This window comes from Nitratireductor sp. StC3, from assembly GCF_003015025.1.
Taxonomy (GTDB): domain Bacteria; phylum Pseudomonadota; class Alphaproteobacteria; order Rhizobiales; family Rhizobiaceae; genus Mangrovimarina; species Mangrovimarina alexandrii.
Genome location: NZ_PYBP01000008.1, coordinates 1 through 16444, shown reverse-complemented (window position 1 = coordinate 16444; position 16444 = coordinate 1). Strand labels below are relative to the sequence as shown.

At 65.2% G+C, this 16444-nt stretch carries 19 protein-coding genes and 2 tRNA genes; 15 read left to right on the top strand and 6 right to left on the bottom strand.

What is annotated here, in order from left to right; genetic code table 11:
* Window positions 1-86 precede the first annotated feature (86 nt).
* The 8 genes from glyA to C7T96_RS16200 all read left to right on the top strand — a co-directional run bounded on the left by glyA (window position 87) and on the right by C7T96_RS16200 (window position 8354).
* On the top strand, window positions 87-1400 hold the full coding sequence (gene glyA / locus C7T96_RS16235; RefSeq protein ID WP_106572302.1) for a serine hydroxymethyltransferase: 1314 nt from the start codon (window positions 87-89) through the stop codon (window positions 1398-1400).
* Between the two features lie 38 nt (window positions 1401-1438).
* Entirely contained in the window at window positions 1439-1909 is a 471-nt protein-coding gene (gene nrdR / locus C7T96_RS16230; RefSeq protein ID WP_106572301.1) for a transcriptional regulator NrdR, read from the top strand.
* A 50-nt stretch (window positions 1910-1959) separates the two neighbouring features.
* Window positions 1960-3036, top strand: a complete 1077-nt coding sequence (gene ribD / locus C7T96_RS16225; RefSeq protein WP_106572469.1) for a bifunctional diaminohydroxyphosphoribosylaminopyrimidine deaminase/5-amino-6-(5-phosphoribosylamino)uracil reductase RibD — start codon at window positions 1960-1962, stop codon at window positions 3034-3036.
* Window positions 3037-3654, top strand: coding sequence for a riboflavin synthase (locus C7T96_RS16220; RefSeq protein WP_106572300.1), 618 nt, complete (start codon window positions 3037-3039; stop codon window positions 3652-3654).
* Between the two features lie 169 nt (window positions 3655-3823).
* Window positions 3824-4279, top strand: a complete 456-nt coding sequence (locus tag C7T96_RS16215) for a 6,7-dimethyl-8-ribityllumazine synthase (RefSeq protein WP_106572299.1) — start codon at window positions 3824-3826, stop codon at window positions 4277-4279.
* 2 nt (window positions 4280-4281) lie between these two features.
* On the top strand, window positions 4282-4779 hold the full coding sequence (gene nusB / locus C7T96_RS16210; protein ID WP_106572298.1) for a transcription antitermination factor NusB: 498 nt from the start codon (window positions 4282-4284) through the stop codon (window positions 4777-4779).
* Window positions 4779-5990 carry an MFS transporter gene (locus C7T96_RS16205; RefSeq protein WP_106572297.1) on the top strand — a complete coding sequence of 404 codons (1212 nt, stop codon included), beginning with the start codon at window positions 4779-4781 and terminating at the stop codon, window positions 5988-5990. Before nusB ends, C7T96_RS16205 begins: the two co-directional genes overlap by 1 nt.
* 225 nt (window positions 5991-6215) lie before the next feature.
* Window positions 6216-8354 (top strand): sodium-translocating pyrophosphatase, encoded by a 2139-nt coding sequence (locus tag C7T96_RS16200; RefSeq protein WP_106572296.1) that lies wholly within the window; start codon window positions 6216-6218, stop codon window positions 8352-8354.
* Between the two features lie 104 nt (window positions 8355-8458).
* Here the strand turns inward: C7T96_RS16200 and C7T96_RS16195 are convergent, their stop codons facing one another.
* Window positions 8459-8983: an outer membrane protein assembly factor BamE gene (locus tag C7T96_RS16195; protein ID WP_106572295.1), complete on the bottom strand. Its 525-nt coding sequence runs from the start codon at window positions 8981-8983 to the stop codon at window positions 8459-8461.
* 104 nt (window positions 8984-9087) lie between these two features.
* On the opposite strand from C7T96_RS16195, the gene C7T96_RS16185 reads away from it, so the two are divergent.
* The 6 genes from C7T96_RS16185 to C7T96_RS16160 all read left to right on the top strand — a co-directional run bounded on the left by C7T96_RS16185 (window position 9088) and on the right by C7T96_RS16160 (window position 13490).
* Complete coding sequence (locus C7T96_RS16185; RefSeq protein WP_106572293.1) at window positions 9088-9642, top strand: ubiquinol-cytochrome C chaperone family protein; 555 nt, start codon at window positions 9088-9090, stop codon at window positions 9640-9642.
* Between the two features lie 4 nt (window positions 9643-9646).
* Complete coding sequence (locus C7T96_RS16180; protein WP_106572292.1) at window positions 9647-10201, top strand: DUF177 domain-containing protein; 555 nt, start codon at window positions 9647-9649, stop codon at window positions 10199-10201.
* 108 nt (window positions 10202-10309) lie between these two features.
* Window positions 10310-11374 carry a phosphate acyltransferase PlsX gene (plsX, locus tag C7T96_RS16175; RefSeq protein WP_106572291.1) on the top strand — a complete coding sequence of 355 codons (1065 nt, stop codon included), beginning with the start codon at window positions 10310-10312 and terminating at the stop codon, window positions 11372-11374.
* Window positions 11375-11384: 10 nt separating this feature from the next.
* A complete protein-coding gene (locus C7T96_RS16170; RefSeq protein ID WP_106572290.1) occupies window positions 11385-12356 on the top strand; it encodes a beta-ketoacyl-ACP synthase III in 972 nt (323 codons plus the stop codon).
* Window positions 12357-12459: 103 nt separating this feature from the next.
* Window positions 12460-12786: an integration host factor subunit alpha gene (locus tag C7T96_RS16165; protein WP_106572289.1), complete on the top strand. Its 327-nt coding sequence runs from the start codon at window positions 12460-12462 to the stop codon at window positions 12784-12786.
* Between the two features lie 173 nt (window positions 12787-12959).
* Entirely contained in the window at window positions 12960-13490 is a 531-nt protein-coding gene (locus C7T96_RS16160) for a MerR family transcriptional regulator (RefSeq protein WP_106572468.1), read from the top strand.
* Window positions 13491-13719: 229 nt separating this feature from the next.
* Here C7T96_RS16160 and C7T96_RS16155 read toward each other — a convergent pair whose 3' ends face one another.
* The 3 genes from C7T96_RS16155 to C7T96_RS16145 form a co-directional block, all read right to left on the bottom strand.
* Entirely contained in the window at window positions 13720-14085 is a 366-nt protein-coding gene (locus tag C7T96_RS16155) for an antibiotic biosynthesis monooxygenase (RefSeq protein WP_238719739.1), read from the bottom strand.
* A gap of 152 nt (window positions 14086-14237) precedes the next feature.
* A tRNA-Arg gene (locus C7T96_RS16150) sits at window positions 14238-14314 on the bottom strand.
* Window positions 14315-14353: 39 nt separating this feature from the next.
* Window positions 14354-14659: an ETC complex I subunit gene (locus tag C7T96_RS16145; protein ID WP_106572288.1), complete on the bottom strand. Its 306-nt coding sequence runs from the start codon at window positions 14657-14659 to the stop codon at window positions 14354-14356.
* A 243-nt stretch (window positions 14660-14902) separates the two neighbouring features.
* Here C7T96_RS16145 and C7T96_RS16140 point away from each other — a divergent pair, with 243 nt between their 5' ends.
* A complete protein-coding gene (locus tag C7T96_RS16140) occupies window positions 14903-16090 on the top strand; it encodes an IS481 family transposase (RefSeq protein ID WP_106572287.1) in 1188 nt (395 codons plus the stop codon).
* Window positions 16091-16133: 43 nt separating this feature from the next.
* Here the strand turns inward: C7T96_RS16140 and C7T96_RS16135 are convergent.
* Window positions 16134-16210: transfer RNA gene (locus C7T96_RS16135), tRNA-Pro, on the bottom strand.
* Window positions 16211-16290: 80 nt separating this feature from the next.
* Window positions 16291-16444, bottom strand: a 154-nt coding sequence (locus C7T96_RS16130; protein WP_146149197.1) for an ATP-binding protein, incomplete at its 5' end; no start/stop codon positions are given.

Below are 16444 nucleotides of genomic sequence, written 5' to 3'. Positions count from 1 at the left end.
TCGCGCCGGCCGCGTGGAAGCCCGCTGCGAAGTGTGTTAATGCGCCCGCACATCCCTGAACCATCTCGACATGAGGACCGTTCACTATGGCTACTGCCACTGCCGTATCGCCCGCTGCCGACAGCTTCTTCAACAGCCCGCTCGCGGACGTTGATCCGGAAATCTTCGGCGCGATCGGCAAGGAACTCGGTCGCCAGCGCCACGAAATCGAGCTGATCGCGTCGGAAAACATCGTCTCCAGGGCAGTGCTCGAGGCGCAGGGCTCGATCATGACCAACAAATACGCCGAGGGCTATCCGGGCAAGCGCTATTATGGCGGCTGTCAGTTCGTCGACATCGCCGAAGAACTGGCGATCGAGCGCGCCAAGCAGCTCTTCGGCTGTCAGTTCGCCAATGTGCAGCCCAATTCCGGGTCGCAGATGAATCAGGCCGTGTTTCTGGCTCTGCTACAGCCCGGCGATACTTTTATGGGCCTCGACCTGAATTCCGGCGGTCACCTCACGCACGGCTCACCCGTCAATATGTCGGGAAAATGGTTCAACGTCGTCTCCTACGGCGTGCGCGAAGACGACCACCTGCTCGACATGGACGAGGTCGAACGCCTGGCGCATGAGCACAAGCCCAAGCTGATTTTGGCCGGCGGCACCGCCTATTCGCGCTTCTGGGACTGGAAGCGCTTCCGCGAGATCGCCGACGCGGTTGGCGCCTGGCTGATGGTCGACATGGCCCACATTGCCGGCCTTGTTGCCGGTGGCGTGCATCCCTCGCCGGTGCCGCACGCCCATGTCGTGACCACCACCACTCACAAATCGTTGCGCGGGCCGCGCGGCGGCATGATCCTGACCAATGACGAGGCGATTGCGAAAAAGGTGAACTCTGCCGTGTTCCCGGGGTTGCAGGGCGGGCCGCTGATGCATGTCATCGCCGCCAAGGCCGTCGCTTTCCGCGAGGCGCTTCAGCCCGAGTTCCAGACCTATGCGCGCGACGTGGCCGCCAATGCCAAGGCGCTCGCCGCCAGCCTCAAGGAGACTGGCCTCGACATCGTCTCGGGCGGCACCGACAACCATTTGATGCTGGTCGACTTGCGGCCGAAAAACGCCACCGGCAAGCGCGCCGAGGCGGCCCTCGGCCGCGCCAACATCACCTGCAACAAGAACGGCATCCCCTTCGATCCGGAAAAGCCGTTCGTCACTTCCGGCATCCGGCTTGGCACCCCCGCCGGAACCACGCGCGGGTTCGGCCAGGCCGAGTTCGGCGAGATCGGCAATCTGATTGCCGAGGTGCTGGACGGTCTCAAGGCGTCGAATTCCGACGAGGGCAACGCGGCCGTGGAAGCCGCGGTCAAGGACAAGGTGGTCGCGCTGACAGAACGCTTCCCGCTCTATCCCTATCTCGGCTGACGCCGGCCTGCCGCCAATAACCACGACGAGGGATCGCGATGCGTTGCCCCTATTGCCAGTCTGAAGACACGGCCGTGAAGGATTCCCGTCCGGCCGAGGACGGCGCCGTGATCCGCCGCCGCCGCGTGTGCCCGGATTGCGGCGGGCGCTTCACCACGTTCGAGCGGGTGCAGCTTCGCGATCTCGTCGTCGTCAAGCGGTCGGGCCGCAAGGTGCCGTTCGACCGCGACAAGCTGATCCGTTCCTTCGATATCGCGCTCAGGAAACGCAATGTCGAACCGGAACGGATCGAGCGTGCGGTTTCCGGCATCGTGCGCCAGCTCGAGAGCTCGGGCGAGACCGAGATCGCCTCCGACCAGATCGGCCGGCTCGTCATGGAGGCGCTGAAGTCGCTCGACGATGTCGCCTATGTCCGCTTCGCCTCCGTCTACCGCAATTTCCGCGAGGCGAAGGATTTTCACGAATTGCTCGGCGAATTGGGCGGCGAGGAAGTCGCCCGCGAACCGTGACGGCGCCCTCTCCCGCCGGCGAGGGCCCGGCCGCGCTCGATCGGCGTTTCATGGCCGCCGCCATCCGCTTGTCGCGCCGTAATCTCGGTCTCACCGCGACGAATCCTTCGGTCGCCACCCTGATCGTCGCCGACGACGGCAACGCGCCGGTGATCGTCGGTCGCGGGGTCACGGCGCGCGGCGGTCGGCCCCATGCCGAAACCGAGGCGTTGGCCGAGGCCGGCGAGCGCGCGCGCGGGGCGACCGCCTATGTCACGCTCGAGCCCTGCGCCCATCATGGCCGTACGCCGCCATGCGCTTCGGCGCTGATCGCGGCTGGAATCGCGCGCGTCGTCGGCGCCGCGAGTGATCCCGACCCGCGCGTCTCCGGCAAGGGGTACGCCATGCTGCGGGCCGCCGGCATCGAGGTCGTGGAGGCCGTGCTGGCCGATCGCGCTGGCGACGTGATGGCCGGATACCTAACGCGTTCCCTGAAAAAACGCCCGGAAGTGATTCTGAAGCTGGCCGTTTCCTCCGACGGCATGATCGGACGCACCGGGCAGGGGCAACTGCCGATCACCGGTCCGGTCGCGCGTGCTCAGGTCCACCTTATGCGTGCGGAAACCGACGCCGTCATGGTCGGCATCGGTACGGCGCTGGCCGACGATCCCGAACTGACCTGCCGGCTGCCCGGTCTTGAGGAGCGCTCGCCGGTGCGCATCGTGCTCGACAGTGGCGCGCGCCTGCCCGTAACATCGAAGCTGGTGGCGCAGGCCGCCCGGGTCCCGCTGCTGGTCGCCGCCTGCGCCTCGGCGCCGCAGGCGCGGCGCCGAGCGCTGACGCGGGCCGGTGTGGGCCTGCTTGCCACCGAGGAATTCGACGGCGCGGTCGCGCTGCCGGAGCTTCTGGAGGATCTGGCCGCCCAGGGCATGTCGAGCATCATGGTCGAGGGCGGCGCCAATACCGCCAGAGGTTTTTTGGCCGAACGGCTGGTCGACCGCATCGCCCTGTTCACCGGGCCGGACCCGGTCGGCCCGGGTGGCATCGCCGCACCGTTCGACCGCGATACGCTGCCCGAGGGATTTCGTGTCCTGCGGCGCGCCCGTTTCGGCACCGACGATTATGTTGAACTTGTGAGGACGGCGTGAATGTTTACCGGAATCGTCAGCGATATCGGCCGCGTCGTCGACATTCGCCCGCTTTCGCAGGGCCGGCGTGTCCGCATCGAGACGGCCTATGATCCCGCCACGATCGATATCGGCGCCTCCATCGCCTGCGCGGGCGTGTGCCTGACGGTGGTGGCGCTGCCCGATGCCGGTTCGAACGCGCGTTGGTTTGAGGTCGAGGCCTGGGAGGAGGCGCTGCGGCTGACGACCGTGGCTGAATGGCGCCAGGACACGCGGCTCAATCTGGAACGCGCCTTGAGGCTCGGCGACGAACTCGGCGGCCATATCGTGTCGGGTCACGTCGACGGCCTGGCCGAGATCGTGGACCGAAAGGACGAGGGCGACGCGGTGCGTTTCACCTTGGAGGCGCCGTCGGCGCTCGCGCGGTTTATCGCGCCCAAGGGATCGGTCGCCCTCGACGGCACGTCGCTGACGGTCAACCGTGTGGAGGGCGCGCGCTTCGACGTGCTGTTAATCCAGCATTCGCTCGCCGTCACCACGTGGGGGGAGCGCCAGCGCGGCGATCGCGTCAACCTGGAGGTCGACACGATGGCGCGTTATGCCGCACGCTTGGCCGAGACCGCGCCCGACGGCGGATAGTCCGCGCCTTTGCGGTGTCCCCGGCCCGTATGGCGCAAACAAACTTGCGCCGCACGCGCTGCCGCCGGCACTTTGTGTCCAATCATCGCCGCCGCCGGCTGGCCCGCAAACTCGCGCTTGCGTGCCAACGCGGTTCGGCCTAAGTCAGCCGCTCACGCGGAGAGACCCCATGAGCGCTACCAGAAAAAAACATCTGTTGATCGTGGAGGCGCGCTTCTACGACCAGATTTCGGATGCGCTGCTGGAGGGGGCCAAGGCCGCGTGCGAGGAGGCCGGCGCCAGCTATGACGTCGTCACCGTGCCGGGTGCGCTCGAGGTCCCCGCGGTCATCGCTTTCGCGCTCGACGGCGCCGAGGAGGGCGGCACCGACTATGACGGTTTTGTCGCGCTGGGCTGCGTCATCCGTGGCGAGACCTATCATTTCGACATCGTTGCCAATGAATCCTCCCGCGCCCTGACGGGCCTCGCTGTCGAGGAATCGATCGCCATCGGCAACGGCATCCTCACCGTCGAGAACGAGGAACAGGCCTGGGCGCGCGCCAGGCGCACGGAAGGCGACAAGGGCGGTTTTGCCGCGCGTGCGGCGCTGACCATGATCGCCGTGCGCGAAAGGCTCGGAGCCTGACCGTGACCGCGCCCACCGACAACGACAAATCGCTGGGGCGCTCCGCGAACAAGCGCGGCGCGGCGCGGCTCGCCGCCGTCCAGGCGCTTTATCAGATGGACGTCGCCGGCAGCGGCCTTTTGGAGACGACCGCCGAATACGAAGCCTTCCGTCTCGGCAAGGAACTCGACGGCGCGCTCTATCGCGAGGCCGATCCGCAGTGGTTCCGCGCCATTCTGGCCGGCGTCGTGGAAAACCAGAAGACGGTCGATCCGGTGATCCGCCAGGCCCTGACCGAGGACTGGCCGCTGTCACGCCTGGACACGACCTTGCGCGCCATTCTGCGCGCCGCCGTTTTCGAATTGATGAAACGCGCCGACGTGCCGGTCGCCGTCATCGTGTCCGAATATGTCGATATCGCCAAGGCCTTCTACGTCGAGGAGGAGCCGAAGCTGGTCAATGCCGTGCTCGACCGCGTCTCGCGGCGCTTGCGTGGCGAGGGGCGGGGCAGGGACGCCTGATGACGGTCGAAGCGCAGGCACGCGAAGCGCGTCGCACCGCGCTCATCCTTGCCGCATCCAATGCGATTGTCGGCGCCGCCGCCCCGGTCTCGATTTCGATCGGCGGGCTGGCCGGCCACTACCTGCTCGGCGCGGACAAGTCGCTCGCCACCGCGCCGGTCACGGCCTATACGGTCGGTGTCGCGCTCGGCGCCTTGCCGCTCGCCTGGCTGGTGCGCCGCTTCGGACAGCGCAACGGTTTTCTGTCCGGCACGCTGGCCACCGCGTCTGGCGGCGCGCTTGCCACCTTCGCCCTGTTCCGTGGCGATTTCTGGCTGTTTTCGCTCGGGCTGTTGATCATCGGTATCGGCGGGGCGTCGGTCCAGCAATACCGCTTCGCCGCCGCCGACAACGCGCCCGCCCAGTTCAAGGCGCGGGCAATTTCCACCGTACTTGCCGGCGGCGTTGTGATGGCGATCGTCGGCCCGCAGGTCGTTATCTTTACCCGAAACCTGTTTGCTCCGGTCATGTTCGCCGGCTCGTTTGCCGCCGTGATCGGCCTGGCCGCGCTCGGAGCCGTCATTTTGTCCTTCCTGCGCCTGCATGATCGCCAGGCCGTGGCGTCGGCAAAAATGGATGCGCCGGTTCGCCCGCTCGGCACCATTTTTTCGCAGCCGCGTTTCATCGTCGCGCTGGTGTGCGCGGTCGGCTCCTACGCGCTGATGACGTTTGTCATGACCGGCGCGCCGCTTGCCATGGTTGGCTGCGGCTTTTCGCCCGACGAGGCCGCGCTCGGCATTTCCTGGCACGTGATGGCGATGTTTGCTCCGAGCTTTTTTACCGGCCGGCTGATCGCCCGCTTCGGCAAGGAGGCCATCGTGGCGACCGGTCTGATCCTGCTCGTCGGCTGCGCCGTCGTGGCCCTGTCCGGCATCGCGCTGTGGCAGTTCTGGAGCGCACTGATCCTGCTCGGCGTGGGCTGGAATTTCGGCTTTATCGGCGCCACCGCGATGGTCTCGGAGACCTATACCGACGCCGAGAAGGGCAAGGTCCAGGGCGTCCACGATTTTCTTTTGTTCGGCTCCGTCGCCTTCGCCTCGCTGATGTCGGGCCAGGTCTACAACGCCTGGGGATGGGACATGCTCAACTGGATCATCTTCCCGGTCGTGTTCGTGTGTATCGCCGCGCTCGTCGTGCTCGGCCTGTCCGCGCGGCGCAAGGTCTCGGCCTGACGCGCCACGTCGCTGCGTGCCCGTCGCGCGTCCGTTCGGCGTTAGCCGCCGCGCGGCGCATTCGTGGCGAAAGCGGGGCAAAACTCTAACAAAACCTTGACGTTGCCCTGGCCGTTTCGCATAAGCCGCGGCGACTGGTCGGAATCCGCCATGTCTCGGCGGTGACCGATCTTCCTTCAACGGCCCAGGGAGGGGTTTTCTGGGCCAAACTCGAGGAAATTGGCAATGACAATACTGTATGTGGTCATCGCCTGCGGCCTTCTCTCTGTCCTTTACGCCATCTGGGCGACGCAATCGGTCCTTGCGGCCGATCAGGGCAATGAGCGCATGCAGGAAATCGCCGGCGCTATTCGGGAGGGGGCGCAGGCTTATCTGAACAGGCAGTACACCACCATCGCAATCGTCGGTGTCGTCGTGTTCCTGCTGGCCTGGTGGCTGCTGTCGGGCGCGGCCGCGGTCGGTTTCCTGATCGGCGCGATCTTGTCGGGTGCCGCAGGCTTCATCGGCATGCACGTGTCGGTCCGTGCCAATGTGCGCACAGCACAGGCGGCCTCCAACAGCCTGGCGGCCGGTCTCGACATCGCGTTCAAGTCCGGTGCCATCACCGGCATGCTCGTCGCCGGCCTCGCGCTGCTCGGCGTCGCCGTCTATTATTACGTGCTGATCGGCCCGATGGGCCACGCGCCGTCCGACCGCGCCGTCATCGACGCCCTGGTCTCGCTCGGCTTCGGCGCCTCGCTGATCTCGATCTTCGCCCGGCTCGGCGGCGGCATCTTCACCAAGGGTGCGGATGTCGGCGGCGATCTCGTCGGCAAGGTCGAAGCCGGCATCCCGGAGGACGATCCGCGCAACCCGGCCACCATCGCCGACAATGTCGGCGACAATGTCGGTGACTGTGCCGGCATGGCCGCCGACCTGTTCGAGACCTACGCGGTGACGGTCGTCGCCACCATGGTGCTCGGCGCCATCTTCTTCGGCGGCACCGAGGTTCTGGGCAGCGTCATGCTTTATCCGCTGGCGATCTGCGGCGCGTGCATCATCACCTCGGTGGTCGGTACGTTCTTCGTCAAGCTCGGCGCCAACGGCTCGATCATGGGCGCGCTCTACAAGGGCCTGATCGTGACCGGCATCTTGACCGTCATCGGCATCGGCGCCGCGACCTCGCTGACCATCGGCTGGGGCGACCTTGCGCTTGCCAACGGCACCACCGTCAACGGCACCAACCTGTTCGTGTGCGGCGTCGTCGGCCTGGTCGTGACCGGGCTGATCGTGGTGATCACCGAATATTACACCGGCACCAACAAGCGCCCGGTCAACTCGATCGCGCAGGCGTCGGTCACCGGCCACGGCACAAACGTCATTCAGGGGCTGGCCGTCTCGCTCGAGGCGACAGCCCTGCCGGCGATCGTCATCATCGCCGGCATCATCTCTACCTTCCAGCTCGCCGGCCTGTTCGGCACCGCGATCGCGGTCACCACCATGCTCGGCCTCGCCGGCATGATCGTCGCGCTCGACGCTTTCGGCCCGGTCACCGACAATGCCGGCGGCATTGCCGAAATGTCGGATTTGCCGCCGGAAGTGCGCCAGACCACCGACGCGCTCGACGCGGTTGGCAACACCACCAAGGCGGTCACCAAGGGCTATGCGATCGGCTCGGCCGGTCTCGGCGCCCTGGTGCTGTTTGCGGCCTATTCCTACGATCTGGAATATTTCGCCGCCAACAGCGCGACCTTCCCCTATTTCGCCGATATGGGCGACGTCTCGTTCTCGCTGTCCAACCCCTATGTGGTGGCCGGCCTGATCTTCGGCGGCCTGATCCCCTACCTGTTCGGCGGTATCGCCATGACGGCCGTCGGTCGCGCGGCGGGCTCGATCGTGGAGGAGGTGCGTCGGCAGTTCCGCGACGATCCGGGCATCATGAAAGGCACGTCCAAGCCGAACTATGCGCGTGCCGTCGATCTGCTCACCAAGGCGGCGATCAAGGAAATGATCATCCCGTCCCTGTTGCCGGTTCTGGCGCCGCTGGTGGTCTATTTCGGCGTCTACCTGATCTCCGGCTCCAAGGCTTCCGCCTTCGCCGCGCTCGGTGCGTCGCTGTTGGGCGTCATCGTCAATGGCCTGTTCGTCGCGATTTCGATGACGTCCGGCGGCGGTGCGTGGGACAACGCCAAGAAGAGCTTCGAGGACGGCTTCGTCGACAAGGACGGCGTCAAGCACGAAAAGGGCTCCGACGCGCACAAAGCCTCCGTCACCGGCGACACGGTGGGCGATCCCTACAAGGACACGGCCGGTCCGGCCGTCAACCCGGCCATCAAGATCACCAACATCGTCGCCCTGCTGCTGCTCGCCGTCCTGGCGCACTGACAGCAGACAAGCGACATCAAGCAAAAACCCCGCGGGAGCGATCCCGCGGGGTTTTCGTTTGGTTTGGCGGTCCGGCTTTGGCTGCCGTCGACCCGGGTTCGGGATTAGCCCGGCGGGCCGCCGAACGGACCGTTGGGCGGCGGCTTGCCGCTGCCGAGGCCGGACAGGAGACGTCCGACGAACGTGTGGTCCTTGCCGCCGGTCGGCGTGGTCCTGGACACGAAGTCGAACACCTTGCCGTCCTGCAGCCCGTAATTGGACAGGCTCGCCACGCGGCCGTCATCGCCGAAATAGACGGCCAGAACCCGCTGGTCGACCAGGCGCGGGCGCATGAAGGCGACCGGGCGCACCCGCTTTTGCGAGATGTAATAAAAAACCTCGTTGTCGAACGTCGCCGTGGTTGAGGGCGTGCCGAGCGCCAGCAACACCTGCTCGCGGCTGGAGCCGGCCGGCACCAGCTCGAGCGCCTCCTCGTCGACCACATAGCCCTGGGTGAGGGTTTCGCGCGGATTCAGGGTCTGGGCGGCGTTGCAGCCGGCAAGCGGCAGGATTCCGGCCGCCAGGGCGGCAAGGAGGTAGCGCCGGCGTTTGTCCCCATTGAAATTGACTGGAAGCAACGACATCTCCATGAAAGACGCTTCGCGACTTGCGCCGCAGCGCGAACTCGGTAAACCAGCTTACACGCCGATGCAACAGGCCCACTCTCGTGAGGCGGACCAGGGAGTGATCCGGCATGCTCAAACAACTACTCGGCCTCGCCCCGAAACCGAACCAGGCCGTGGTCGAAAAACTCTACCGGCAAATCGTGGCGGCGGCGCGGCAGCCGGTTCCTTATGAAAGCTGGTCGGTGCCCGATACGCCGCTCGGCCGCTTCGAGATGCTGTCCCTGCATGTTTTTTTGCTGATGCACCGGGCGCGGCCGGACGGCGCGCCGCTGTCGGAACTGGTGCAGGATCTGACCGACGAGTTCTTCCGCGACGTCGACCATTCGCTACGGGAACTCGGCATCGGTGACCTGGGCATTGCCAAGCGCGTGAAAAAACTGGCGCGCATGTTCTACGGCCGCGCCGGCGCCTATGGCGAGGCGATCGAGTCGGGCGACCGGAGCGCACTTGCGGCCGCGCTGGCGCGCAATATCCGGCCCGACATTGCCGAGTGGCAGGGCGCCGCGCCGCTGGCCGATTATGTGATGGCCGCGCATCTGGCACTGGCCGGCCAGGACAGCGAAAGCCTGCTGCGCGGCGAGATCGCCTTCCCGACGGCCGCGGAGCGCAAGACCGAGGCGTGAGACGATGACGGACAGTGTCGAAAGCCCGCTCTCCTTTCGGGTCAACATCCGTACGCTGCCGCGCAAGGGCATGCCGGTTTCGATCGTTGCCGATGGGGATCAAAAGGCGGCCCTGGCCGTCACCCACGGCCTGCAGGCGGTGCGCGATTTTCGCGCGATGCTGAACGTATCGGCCTGGCGCGCTGACGGCGTGCGGGTGGTCGGCACCGTTTCGGCCGACATCGTGCAGACCTGCGTGGTGACGCTTGAGCCGCTTGAGGCTCGGGTGGAGGAAGCGCTTGAGGCGCTGTTCGTGCCCGAAACCTCGCGCCTGGCCCGGCCGGCGCTGTCGGCGGAGGGCGAAATCCTCCTCGACCCGGAGGGCCAGGACGCGCCGGAGACGTTTTCGGGCGATTCGATCGATGTCGGTGCGCTTGCCGAACAATATTTCGCGCTCGGCCTCGATCCTTACCCGCGCTGCGAGAACGCGCCGATGTCGCAGATTGCCGAAGGCCCGTCGGATTCCCAGGAGCAGGAATCGCCCTTCGCGAAATTGCTTTCCTTGAAGCGCAAAAGCTGACAACTGTGCGCTTTGTTCCGGCGAATCCGGTTGTGCCGGCTTTCAAAAGCGCTATTTTCGCCGGGCTTTCGGAGGTTCGACCATCGTCAGATATGAGATGAGACAGGCGTGATCAGGATATCCATTGACGCCATGGGCGGCGACCACGGACCGTCCGTCATCATTCCGGGCATCCAAAAGGTGGTCGAGCGGCGCCCCGACGCGCGTTTCATGCTGTTCGGGCGTGAGGACGCCGTGGTTCCCGTCCTGGACAAACATCCGCGCGTGCGCGCGGTTTCGGATTTCGTGCACTGCGAGGTCGCCGTGCGCATGGACGACAAGCCGAGCCAGGCGCTGCGCCAGGGACGGTGGAAGTCCTCGATGTGGAAGGCGATCGAAGCCGTCAAGAAGGGCGAGGCCGACGTGTGCGTGTCGGCCGGCAATACCGGCGCGCTGATGGCCATGTCGAAATTCTGCCTGCGCACCATGGCCGACATCGAACGCCCTGCGATCGCCGCCATCTGGCCGACCGTTCGCGGCGAAAGCATCGTGCTCGACGTCGGCGCCACCATTGGCGCCGATGCCCATCAACTGATCGATTTTTCGATCTTGGGCGCGGCGATGGCGCGCGCCTTGTTCGATCTCGAGCGGCCGACCATCGGCCTGCTCAATGTCGGCGTCGAGGAGATCAAGGGGCAGGAAGACGTGCGCGAAGCGGGCCGGCTGTTGCGCGAGGCTGATCTCAGGACGATGGATTATCACGGGTTCGTCGAAGGCGATGATATCGGAAAAGGCTCCGTGGACGTCGTCGTCACCGAAGGCTTCGCCGGCAACATCGCCCTGAAATCGGCCGAGGGTACGGCCAAGCAGTTGGCCGAATATCTGCGCAGCGCCATGAGCCGCACGCTTTTCGCCAGGATCGGTTATGTTTTCGCGCGCTCCGCCTTTCAGCGCCTGCGTGAGAAAATGGATGTCCGCAAGATCAATGGCGGCGTGTTCCTGGGGCTGAACGGCATCGTCGTCAAAAGCCATGGCGGCACTGACGATGAGGGTTTCGCCGCCGCCGTGGAACTCGGTTACGATATGGCGCGCAACGGCCTGATCGAGAAGATCAGGGCCGATCTCGACCTTTTTCATTCTCAGCGGTCGGCCGGCGAGCGCGCGGGCAAACAAACCGCCACGGGCGATATTTAGGAATACAGGAATGATACGATCAGTCGTGCGCGGCGTCGGAACCGCATTGCCTCGGCGTGTCATGCGCAACGCCGACTTCGAGGGCATGGTCGAGACCTCCGACGAGTGGATCGTCCAGCGCACCGGCATTCGTCAGCGCCATATCGCCTCAGACGACGAGACCACGGCCTCTCTCGGCGAGGCGGCGGCGCGCAACGCGCTCGCCGCTGCCGGCATGACGCCCGACGACATCGATCTGATCGTGCTGGCGACGTCGACGCCCAACCACACCTTTCCCGCGACCGCCGTCGAGATCCAGGAGCGCCTGGGCATGCATCACGGCTTCGCCTTCGATCAGCAGGCCGTGTGCTCGGGCTTCGTCTATGCCATGACGACGGCCGACCTCTATATCCGCGGCGGGCAGGCGAGGCGGGTTCTCGTCATCGGGTCCGAGACCTTTTCGCGGATTCTCGACTGGAGCGACCGCACCACCTGCGTCCTGTTCGGCGACGGTGCCGGCGCGGTGGTCCTGGAAGCGACGGAGGGGCAGGGCACGGTGGCCGACCGCGGCATCCTGGCCGCAAGCCTTAGGTCTGACGGCGCACACAAGGACAAGCTCTATGTCGATGGCGGGCCTTCCTCCACCGGCACGGTCGGCCATCTGCGCATGCAGGGACGCGAGGTCTTCAAGCATGCCGTGGCCATGATCACCGACGTCGTCGAAGCGACCTTCGCCGCCGGCGGCGTGAGCGCGGACGATCTCGACTGGTTCGTTCCCCATCAGGCCAACAAGCGCATCATCGACGCCTCGGCCAAGAAGCTGGGCATCGCCGAGGACAAGGTGGTGACCACGGTCCATCTGCACGGCAACACCTCGGCGGCCTCCGTGCCGCTCGCTTTGGGTTGCGCGGTGGGCGACGGGCGGATTCGCCAGGGTGACCTGGTCCTGCTCGAGGCAATGGGCGGCGGATTCACCTGGGGCGCGGTGCTGCTACGATGGTAGAGGCGCCGTCGTGCCTGCCGGTTCTTGACCTGGGTGCGCTGATTCCCTAACGTCCCTTCGGTTTTGAATAATCTAGCAATTCTGAGCGAGACTGGACGACCGAATGGGGGGAAAGACCATTACGCGCGCCGATCTGGCTGAATCGGTCTACCGCAAAGTGGGGCTGTCGCGGACCGAATCGGCACAGCTGGTCGAAATGGTGCTCGACGAGATCTGCGACGCGGTGGTGCGCGGCGAGACCGTGAAGCTGTCTTCCTTCGCCACGTTTCAGGTGCGCGAGAAGAACGAACGCATTGGCCGCAATCCCAAGACCGGCGAGGAAGTACCGATCCTGCCGCGCAAGGTCATGACTTTCAAAGCCTCCAATGTGCTCAAGAGCCGCATTCTGCGCGCGCACAAGGCGCTGCGCGTCAAAGGCGAAAAGAAATAAAATCGCCGCCGATCGGTTCGGGCCGGATCGCCGTGCGTCGGCAGTGCCGCGCCCTGGATGGCCGCGCCGAGCATTGGCGCCGGTATGCCGGGACCGCGCAACGGCTTGAATATTTTTGCGCAAACCGCTGAAATAGGGACCGAATCGGAGGAACGTCCTTGCTGGAGCATGCCATGGACAAGAGCCCCGACGCGTTCAGAACCATTAGCGAAGTGGCCGAGGATCTCGACCTGCCGCAACATGTGCTGCGGTTCTGGGAAACCCGCTTCGCCCAGATCAAGCCGATGAAGCGCGGCGGCGGGCGGCGCTATTACCGTCCGCAGGATGTCGATCTGATCAAGGGCATCAAGCGCATGCTTTACGATCAGGGATACACGATCAAGGGCGTTCAGAAATTGCTGCGTGAAAACGGCGTCCAGTTCGTGGCCGCCATCGGCGCCGGCGACCTCGCCGCCGCGGAGGCGATCACCAAGCGCAAGCAGGCCGAGGCACCGGCTCCGGCCGCCCCCAAACCCGCCGACGACGAGATGCTGGTCGGCGAGCCCAAGGCCAAGCCGAGTCGCCGGTTTTTCGGGCTGGGCAAGGCCGACGAGGAGAGCCCCGTCCAGGGCGAGGGCAGGCTTTCGCGTGACAACCGGGCGCTCCTGCAGGAGGCGCTGTTCGACCTTCTGGAATGCAAGCGCCTGCTCGATCAGGTGCGCTGAGGCGATCGTCGCTGAGAGCGTTTCCAGGCGAAGTGGAAGCCGGTTCGCCGTTCGGAAACGCGTCAAACAATAAGGTGGGGCCGCTGTGCGATTCCGCGAAAAGCAGAACGGCTCTGGGTGAAAGGGGAAACCGGGTCGCCGATCAAAACGGGTTGGGACAATAAGGTGGGGCCGCTCTGCGATTCCGTGAACAGCGGATCGATTCTAAAGCCTTCGGCGGTTGGCCCGCCTAGCCGTCATTGGCGGCGTTGAGCTCTTCCGGCCGCAGCCCGTGATCCGTCTCTGCCGGGAACACGGTTTGTGAAATGGTCGGCCGCCGTTTGACCACGAACGGCTCCATCGCCGTCAGCAGGCGCTGGACGCCCGGCGTGCGCCGGTGCGCGGCCAGTGCCGACCGGTTGGCATAGAGCGCGCTGACGATGAACCGGCGGGCGATCGGCCGGCCGTCCTCGTCGATCGGCCGCAGAAGCTCGAAACGCAGGCAGCCCGGTTCGTCGTCGAGCGTGCGACGGGCATGCTCGCCCATCAGCGCGCAGAATTCGGCTTCGCCGCCCTCGACCGTTTCATATTCGACGATGATGCTGTACGCGCTCACGCTGTGCTCCCGGGCCTGTGCGATGCGAGCATAGCGCGCGCGGCCAAAGGGCCGCAACGCCTGTCCACGAGGCGGCATCGCCCCGGCGACAGTGTCACCCATGTCTTAGGTACAGACTGTTACCTATGTCTCCGGGTCGTACCCAAAATAGCTGGCGATCCCGGCAGGACTCGAACCTGCGACCATCGGCTTAGAAGGCCGGTGCTCTATCCAGCTGAGCTACGGGACCGTCGCGGCGCACGGCGGCACCGCGCGCAGCGTGAACACCTCAATGCGTCCAGGGCGTCTTGCGGTCATAGCGGAAATTCTCCGCATAGGAAATCTGGCGCCGGCGCAGTTCCTTCGGCTCCTCGACGCGGAAGGCCACGCCCTGTTTCTTAGCGTAGGCGACGGCTTCTTCGCGGGTCTCGAAGGAGAGCTTGATCTGGCTCTTCATGTCGGCCGAGCTGGTATAGCCCATCAGCGGATCGATCTTGCGCGGCTCTTCGGGCTCGAATTCGAGAATCCAGCGTCCGGTCTTGGCCTTGCCGGACTGCATGGCAGTCTTGGCCGGGCTGTAAATGCGGGCAGACATCGGTGTTTCCTGCTTTTTGACGCGAATGCGACTGTCGGCACTGCCCTAGCCAGAATCAGGCCGTTTGCCAAGCCCGCGCGGCGCGCGATCTGCCGGCCGTGGCAAGATCGGCATCCGGTCTCCGGCCGGACCGGCCGTCAATCACGCGGGCCGAACCTGAGTCGTACCATGAGCGACCCGAGACATGGGTAACAAAACGTACCGGACACATGGGTAACACTTTTGGCTTTGCCGGAGGTGTTGATGCCGTGGAGAGAAAGTTCGGTTATGGAGGAACGTCTTCGATTTGTTGCCCGCCTTCTGGAGGGCGAGAGCATGAGCGCCGTGTGCCGGTCTTTCGGGATATCCCGAAAGACCGGCTACAAAATCTTCGGCCGCTACAAGGCCGAGGGGCTGGAAGCTTTGTGCGACCGCTCGCGGCGGCCGGTGCGCTACGCCAACCAGCTGCCCGACCAGATCGAGCGGCTGATCGTCGAGTGCAAGCGCGACAAGCCGCACTGGGGCGCCAGGAAGATCAGGGAGCTTCTGGTCAGGAAACTGGCCGGCGATGTGCGCATTCCGGCAAACAGCACGGTGCACGCGGTGCTCGACCGCCACGGCCTGGTCAAGCGCGCCCGGCAAAGGCGACGCAACAAGGCTGCAGGCACGCCACTGTCGCAGGCCGCCCAGCCCAACGATCTGTGGTGCGCCGACTTCAAGGGCGAGTTCAAACTCGGCAACCGGCGATACTGTTACCCCCTGACGGTCACCGACCAGGCCTCGCGCTACCTGCTTCTGGTCGAAGCCCTTGAATCGACCAGGCAGGATCCGGTCATCGAGGCCTTTGTCCGCCTCTTCAAGGAGCGCGGCCTGCCGATGGCTATCCGAAGCGACAACGGTGTGCCCTTCGCCTCCCCCAACGGGCTCTACAATTTGTCTAAGCTGTCGGTGTGGTGGCTCAGGCTCGGCATTGCGATCGAGCGCATCAGGCCGGGCCAGCCGCAGCAGAACGGCCGACACGAACGTATGCATCGCACCTTGAAGCAGGAGACCAGTCGGCCGCCGGGCATCAACGCCCTGCAGCAGCAGGACCGTTTCGATGCCTTCGTCAGCGAGTTCAACGAGGAAAGGCCGCATGAGGCCATCGACATGAGGGTTCCGGCCGAGGCCTACGCAGCCTCTTCAAGGCCCTATGATGGCCTGCCCGACCTGGACTACCCCTTCCACGACACGGACATCATGGTCACCGCATGCGGGCGCATTTGCATGCACAGAAAGAAAATCAACGTCTCGACCGTGCTCGCCGGTCACAGGCTCGGCATCAAGGAGGTCGACGACGGAATTCGGCTGTTGAGCTTCATGCACTATGATCTGGGATATATCGACCTGGAACAGAGGACCTTGCAAACCATCGACAACCCGTTCGGCTCGAGATTGTCACCCATGTGTTAGGTACAATCTGTTACCCATGTCTCCGGGTCGTACCCTTAAAAAATGGTCGGAGCGGCGGGATTCGAACCCACGACCCCTTGACCCCCAGTCAAGTGCGCTACCGGGCTGCGCTACGCTCCGAACCGGAGCAAGCCTTAAAGGCTCGACCATGCGCGTGCAAGCGAAAAACGGCCGTCGATCGCAGTTGCGCTGGGGAACTCTCAGTCGGTCGTGCCGGCCGAGTTTTGCGGTTGTGCGACCGGCAGGCTGACGGTGAATGCGGCGCCGCCCTGGGGGCTCTCGGCCACCGTCAGCGTGCCGCCGAAACCGGTCACGATCTGCCGGCTGATGGCGAGCCCGAGCCCGGCGCCGGTC

Excerpts from the sequence above, each read along its gene's own strand:
- C7T96_RS16205 (WP_106572297.1), top strand. The coding sequence starts at position 4,779 with ATGACGGTCGAAGCGCAGGCACGCGAAGCGCGTCGCACCGCGCTCATC.
- C7T96_RS16215 (WP_106572299.1), top strand. The coding sequence starts at position 3,824 with ATGAGCGCTACCAGAAAAAAACATCTGTTGATCGTGGAGGCGCGCTTC.
- ribD (WP_106572469.1), top strand. The coding sequence starts at position 1,960 with ATGGCCGCCGCCATCCGCTTGTCGCGCCGTAATCTCGGTCTCACCGCG.
- C7T96_RS16165 (WP_106572289.1), top strand. The coding sequence starts at position 12,460 with ATGGGGGGAAAGACCATTACGCGCGCCGATCTGGCTGAATCGGTCTAC.
- C7T96_RS16180 (WP_106572292.1), top strand. The coding sequence starts at position 9,647 with ATGACGGACAGTGTCGAAAGCCCGCTCTCCTTTCGGGTCAACATCCGT.
- nrdR (WP_106572301.1), top strand. The coding sequence starts at position 1,439 with ATGCGTTGCCCCTATTGCCAGTCTGAAGACACGGCCGTGAAGGATTCC.
- glyA (WP_106572302.1), top strand. The coding sequence starts at position 87 with ATGGCTACTGCCACTGCCGTATCGCCCGCTGCCGACAGCTTCTTCAAC.
- C7T96_RS16220 (WP_106572300.1), top strand. The coding sequence starts at position 3,037 with ATGTTTACCGGAATCGTCAGCGATATCGGCCGCGTCGTCGACATTCGC.
- C7T96_RS16140 (WP_106572287.1), top strand. The coding sequence starts at position 14,903 with ATGCCGTGGAGAGAAAGTTCGGTTATGGAGGAACGTCTTCGATTTGTT.
- C7T96_RS16195 (WP_106572295.1), bottom strand. The coding sequence starts at position 8,983 with ATGGAGATGTCGTTGCTTCCAGTCAATTTCAATGGGGACAAACGCCGG.
- C7T96_RS16185 (WP_106572293.1), top strand. The coding sequence starts at position 9,088 with ATGCTCAAACAACTACTCGGCCTCGCCCCGAAACCGAACCAGGCCGTG.
- C7T96_RS16145 (WP_106572288.1), bottom strand. The coding sequence starts at position 14,659 with ATGTCTGCCCGCATTTACAGCCCGGCCAAGACTGCCATGCAGTCCGGC.
- C7T96_RS16170 (WP_106572290.1), top strand. The coding sequence starts at position 11,385 with ATGATACGATCAGTCGTGCGCGGCGTCGGAACCGCATTGCCTCGGCGT.
- C7T96_RS16200 (WP_106572296.1), top strand. The coding sequence starts at position 6,216 with ATGACAATACTGTATGTGGTCATCGCCTGCGGCCTTCTCTCTGTCCTT.
- C7T96_RS16160 (WP_106572468.1), top strand. The coding sequence starts at position 12,960 with ATGGACAAGAGCCCCGACGCGTTCAGAACCATTAGCGAAGTGGCCGAG.